The 5,591-nt window shown below is 45.9% G+C and carries 6 protein-coding genes; 5 read left to right on the forward strand and 1 reads right to left on the reverse strand.

Annotated features, from left to right (window positions below):
- Positions 1–75: 75 nt before the first annotated feature.
- A complete protein-coding gene (locus AB4351_RS18680) occupies positions 76–1,404 on the reverse strand; it encodes an anaerobic C4-dicarboxylate transporter (RefSeq protein ID WP_010432780.1) in 1,329 nt (442 codons plus the stop codon).
- Positions 1,405–1,815: 411 nt separating this feature from the next.
- On the opposite strand from AB4351_RS18680, the gene AB4351_RS18685 reads away from it, so the two are divergent.
- From AB4351_RS18685 to AB4351_RS18705, 5 genes are all read left to right on the forward strand, one after another.
- On the forward strand, positions 1,816–2,475 hold the full coding sequence (locus AB4351_RS18685; protein ID WP_136974166.1) for an HAD family phosphatase: 660 nt from the start codon (positions 1,816–1,818) through the stop codon (positions 2,473–2,475).
- Between the two features lie 196 nt (positions 2,476–2,671).
- A complete protein-coding gene (locus tag AB4351_RS18690; RefSeq protein ID WP_372102140.1) occupies positions 2,672–3,298 on the forward strand; it encodes an HD domain-containing protein in 627 nt (208 codons plus the stop codon).
- Positions 3,299–3,340: 42 nt separating this feature from the next.
- Positions 3,341–3,856 carry an N-acetyltransferase gene (locus AB4351_RS18695; protein WP_102320853.1) on the forward strand — a complete coding sequence of 172 codons (516 nt, stop codon included), beginning with the start codon at positions 3,341–3,343 and terminating at the stop codon, positions 3,854–3,856.
- 84 nt (positions 3,857–3,940) lie between these two features.
- The gene (locus AB4351_RS18700) at positions 3,941–4,627 is read left to right on the forward strand and encodes a DNA-3-methyladenine glycosylase I (RefSeq protein WP_061033026.1); all 687 of its coding nucleotides are present in this window, start codon (positions 3,941–3,943) and stop codon (positions 4,625–4,627) included.
- Positions 4,628–4,820: 193 nt separating this feature from the next.
- Positions 4,821–5,555 (forward strand): GntR family transcriptional regulator, encoded by a 735-nt coding sequence (locus tag AB4351_RS18705; protein WP_017071662.1) that lies wholly within the window; start codon positions 4,821–4,823, stop codon positions 5,553–5,555.
- Positions 5,556–5,591 lie beyond the last annotated feature (36 nt).

Consider the following 5,591-nt stretch of genomic DNA (forward strand, 5'->3'; position numbering starts at 1 on the left):
TTAACTGATCGGCATTAGCCAATTCAGGCGCTGTTTTTGTTTGTTGTCTTAGCTATCTCAAAGAAAGCTAATACATTAAGCGATAAAAATCTGTGCCAGTGCGTAGCCTAAGCAACATGCGCCTACTACACCGATTAAACCAACCGACATGAATGAATGGTTGAAGTACCACTTACCAATCTTGGTGGTGCCAGAGACATCGAAGTTCACCGTTGCGATATCTGATGGGTAGTTCGGGATGAAGAAGTAGCCGTAAACCGCAGGCATCAAGCCGATAAGCAGTGCTGGGTCTAACCCTAAGCCAAGGCCAACCGGTAGCATCATACGTGCTGTTGCTGCTTGTGAGTTCACCACAACCGATACGATGAATAGCGCTAGTGCGAACGTCCATGGGTAGTTGGTCACCATTTCCACGATGCCAGACTTGAACTGAGGCATTGCGTATTGGAAGTAGGTATCCGACATCCAAGCGATACCGAAGATCGCAATCGCCGCCACCATACCCGATTTGAATACCACACCGTTTGGCACATCTCGCGGGTCAGTTTTAGTCGCCAGCAAAATGATACCGCCGAAGCAGAGCATCATCATTTGGATGATCACCGACATCTTGATTGGCTTGTCGCCGTCAACGATGGTTCTGATCTCAGGCACCATCGCCACGATAACAATCACCACAATCGACAATAGGAAAATCAAAACCGCATTACGAGCCGAGGTTGGCAGCACTTCATCCAAAGACGTCGCAGTAGTGCTTTCGATACGCTTTTTCCACTCAGGATCTTTTAGACGAGCTTGGTATTCAGGATCGTCGTTCAGTTCTTTGCCGCGTTTCAGGCTGTACAAAGAAAGCAAAAACGTACCAAACAGCGTTGCAGGCACCGTCACCATCAAAATGGAAAGCAGTGTAATAGAGTGTTGAATATCAGAAAGCTGCGCGAGGTAGTACACCACAGCGGCTGAAATTGGTGATGCGGTAATAGCTAGTTGAGACGCGACAGACGCAGCTGCCATTGGACGCTCAGGACGAATCCCGTTCTTCAGTGCGACATCGCCAATGATCGGCATGATAGAGTAAACCGCGTGGCCAGTACCCAATAGGAAAGTCATCGAGTAAGTCACGAACGGAGCTATCAGGGTAACGCGTTTCGGGTTCTTTCTTAGCACCCTTTCCGCCACTTGCAGCATGTATTTCAAGCCACCTGCCGCTTCGAGAATCGAAGCACAAGTAACAACGGCGAGGATGATCAGCATTACGGTGACAGGTGGAGAGGTTGGTGGCATCTTGAAGACAAACACCTCGATAACCAAACCAATACCCGAAACAACACCTAAGCCAATACCGCCATACCGAGATCCGATATAAAGGACGACTAATAAAAATAGAAACTCAAAATACAACATAAGCAACCCTGCTAAAAATGTGGACTAATGTTATTTTCTCCCTAAGCTCAGCCATTTACTTATTGCTTGGTCACACTATGATTGCAGGCTCCCGGTAATTGTTTTTTATAAGATTATGGTCACGTAAACCGACCTGTAAGTTTATGAAATGTAATAAGAAGCCAGACGCACAAGCTAGATTTGTTATGTGGAATAATCATAATTGTTTCTGTTAGATCTGGATGGCCTATAAAACACAAGGCTCATAACTGAACGATATTATTTCAACCACAATCAATCACATTTAAAGTCATGCAGAAGCATATTGCCAAGCCGATTGGATATATTCTTACTGAACGTTGACTCGCCTATCACTAGACACTATGTCAAAATACCCGCCCTCACGATGACAACACATAAAGAACCACGGATATGAATTTTCAAGCTGCTATTTTTGATATGGATGGGCTGCTGCTCGACACCGAGCGACTTTGTATGCAAGTTTTTGAAGAAGCATGTCACGCGCAAGGTGTTCCGTTTTTGCAGGATGTTTACCTAGGCATCATTGGTTGTAACGCAAAAACCATCGAACAGATTTTTCGAAATGGTTACGGTGAAGGGTTAGATTACCCAGCGCTGAATAATGAATGGCGCACCCGCTACAGTGCAATTGTTAAAAACCAAGCAATCCCGGTAAAAGATGGCGTGATTGAGCTGCTTGAATGGCTAAAATCGAATGACATTCCAATCGCGGTAGCGACCTCCACTCAGCTTGATATCGCAAAGAAGAAGCTTGAGCTAGCTGGCCTAGATTCGTACTTCGCCTCATTAAGCACAGGCTGCGAAGTGACTCACGGCAAACCTCACCCAGAGATTTACTTGCTGGCGGCTGAACGCCTAGGTGTTGCGCCTGAAACCTGCCTAGCGTTCGAAGATTCGAACAACGGAATTCGCGCTTCTATGGCAGCCAACATGATCAGCTTCCAGATCCCTGATTTAGTAGAGCCATGTGACGAAGTGAAAGCGCTTGGACACACCATCAGCCCTTCTCTGCATGATGTGCTAGCACAGCTTCAACAAGCTGCAGCTTAAGCTCTGACTGCCGTTGATAATGCTTTTATCAACGTAGACAAGCCCCTCTATTAAGCCGACTCACAGAGTCGGTTTTTTTGTTGATATACTTTTTATAAAAGATAAAAACTCGCGCTTGAAACTGTTAAAGTCGATTTGGGATAAATGCTAAGTAATCAGCAAGATTGCTAACGTCTAAATATGGAGACAGAGACGCGTGAAGGAAAAGTTTGAAGACCAACTGCTTGAGTTTGCACAGCAAGAAATGACACAAGATGCAGCACACGACATCAGCCATATTAAGCGTGTCGTCAAAACCGCAAAAGCTTTGTGCGATCAAGAACAAGCTAAGCTTGAAGTCGTGTTACCCGCCGCGTATCTTCATGATTGCTTCACCTTTCCTAAGAACCACCCAGACAGAGCCCAAAGCTCGCAAATGGCAGCAGATAAGGCGATCTCTTTCCTCAAATCTATCGACTACCCCGCGTCCTATCTTGATGAGATCCATCATGCCATTGTCACGCACAGCTACAGTGCCAACATCACACCTGAAACCTTAGAAGCTCAGATCGTCCAAGATGCCGATCGCCTTGATTCTCTCGGTGCAATTGGTATCGCTCGCTGTTTGTATGTGGGTCAGAGCTTTAACGCTGAACTGTATAACCACGAAGACCCGTTCGCGGAACATCGTGACTTAGATGACAAGCATTACAGCGTCGACCACTTCTACGTGAAGCTGTTTAAGCTCGCTGAAACCATGAATACAGAGTCCGCCAAGTTAGAAGCCAACAAGCGAACCGACTACATGCGTGGCTTTCTTGAGCAGTTGGGCACGGAAGTTTAGCGGTTTAGAAAAAGAGACACGCGATAAGGAAGAGACAAGGGTATGGAAATAAACCGCTTTAAAGCCTCCGATGCCAATGAGATCGTCACTTGGTTCACATCACTCGAAGACTATGTACTGTGGGGCGGACGAACCTTTGGTTGGCCGTTAGAAGCCGCCTCCATCATCGAACGCTCTCAAGAGCCTCAAGTTGAGCTATATACCTTCTCTGAGTCTAGTGCTCTCTCTGAACTGAATTCGAACGGCAATAACTCAGAACTGATCGGGTTTATGGAGTTTCAACGTATGTCAGACAGTGAACTTCGATTCTGCCGAGTGGCCATTCACCCAAACCAACGAGGCAAAGGATTTGGGCAATCCATGATAGAAAGTGCATTAGACGCTGCGAAACAAATCCCTGATGTCACCACCATCAGCTTGGCGGTCTTTCAACAGAATATCGGAGCAAAACGTTGCTACGACAAAGCTGGCTTTCAAGTGGTCGACAAAGAACCCAAGTTCAAAGAATTCAATGGCAAAACCTGGCCTCTATATCAAATGGAATTAAAGCTTAGCTAGTTCGTTTTAATTACTAGATTTGACCCCATATCATTAAGCATTGGCTACATACTCAAGATACACAGATGTAATTTGGAACCTTCAATGACCCAAGAAAAATTCGACACCATTTACCAACGTGCCGCTCACCGTAAAGGTGGCGCAGCAGAGCTCGAAAAGATTGTTCGTGCGCCTCTTTCACAGACCGAGTTATCACAAATTACCGACGACCGTTGGCTAGCCGCTTTTACCGAGAAGGTATTCCAGTGTGGTATTTCGTGGAATGTGGTGAGAAAGAAATGGCCGCAATTTGAAGAAGTGTTCTTTGAATTCAATATCGAAAAAATGCTGATGCTGCCGAATGAGATGTGGGAACAAAAAGCGCAAGATCCACGCATTATTCGCCACCTCACCAAGGTGATGACCATCCCTGCCAATGCAATGATGATCCACAATGCCAAGCGTGAAGCGGATTCCTTCTCACAAATGGTTGCCGACTGGCCATCAGAACGAATTACAGAACTTTGGGATTATCTGAAGAAACACGGTAAGCGATTAGGTGGTAACACAGGTGCTTACACCTTGCGCCAAATGGGAAAAGACACGTTTATCTTATCTTCTGACGTTGAAGCGCACCTGCGCAGCACAGATGTGATTGATAGCGGTCGTAACACCAAACGAGCACAAGTCGCGGCAAGTAAGGCTTTCAACGAGTGGCAGCAGCAATCAGGTCGTACCCTGAGCGAAATAAGCCAGATCGTCGCCTACAGCTGTGGCGATAATCGCGTCTAGTTCAATAAGAATGACTTAAAGCTTTAGAACGCACGCAGTTCACTGCAAACTAAATGTTATAAGTCATTAACAAATAAGCGTGCATCGCACTTTCATCCGGTGGCATTGTATAGATAAATGTATACAATATAGAGTAACACTCATGAATTATTCTCGACCAACCCAACTCGACTAAACAAGGGCCCTTATCTCTATGACAGCTCTCAAAAATTCTGTCTCCAAAGGTGTAAAAACAAAAGTAACAGGCCAGACTCAAGACGATGTTGTTTACTGCCATATCTTCGACGCGATACTAGAACAAAGGCTGCCACCAGCCACCAAATTAAGCGAAGAAGCGTTAGCAGAAATCTTTAGCGTTAGCCGCACCATTATCCGCCGTGCCTTACTGCGTCTTTCTTTAGAACAAGTTGTGGTGATCCGTCCTAACCGAGGAGCTGTGATTGCAGCCCCAACGGTTGACGAAGCCAAACAAATCTTTAAAGCACGTGAAGTGATGGAAATTGCTATCACTGAGCTGGCGGTGAAAAACGCAACCAAAGCTCAAATAGAAGAATGCAGAAAATTAGTCGCGAAAGAGAACTGTGCTTTCGACCAAGGCGATTACGGCTCTGGCCTACGTTTGTCTGGTGAGTTCCACATCAAATTGGCTGAAATGGCAGAGAACGCGCCACTGCTGGCTTTCCAACGCAGCTTGGTATCGCAAACTTCACTGCTGATCGCTCAGTACGAAACGGGCAACCACTCGAACTGTTCTCTAGACGAACACTCAGGCTTACTGGATGCGATAGAGTCAGGCAATGAACAACAAGCCGTAGAGTTGATGCAAGAACACCTAAGCCATATTCGTTCGAAGCTCAACCTAGACAGCAGCACAGCTTCTAGTGATCTGCATGTCGTGTTCTCAGATCTGCTTAAGAGTAAGTCATAGACGATTCAACAAACGATTGATAACCATCTGTTAACA

Origin of the sequence: Vibrio sp. 10N.261.51.F11, from assembly GCF_041471665.1 — a bacterium.
Taxonomy (GTDB): domain Bacteria; phylum Pseudomonadota; class Gammaproteobacteria; order Enterobacterales; family Vibrionaceae; genus Vibrio; species Vibrio crassostreae_C.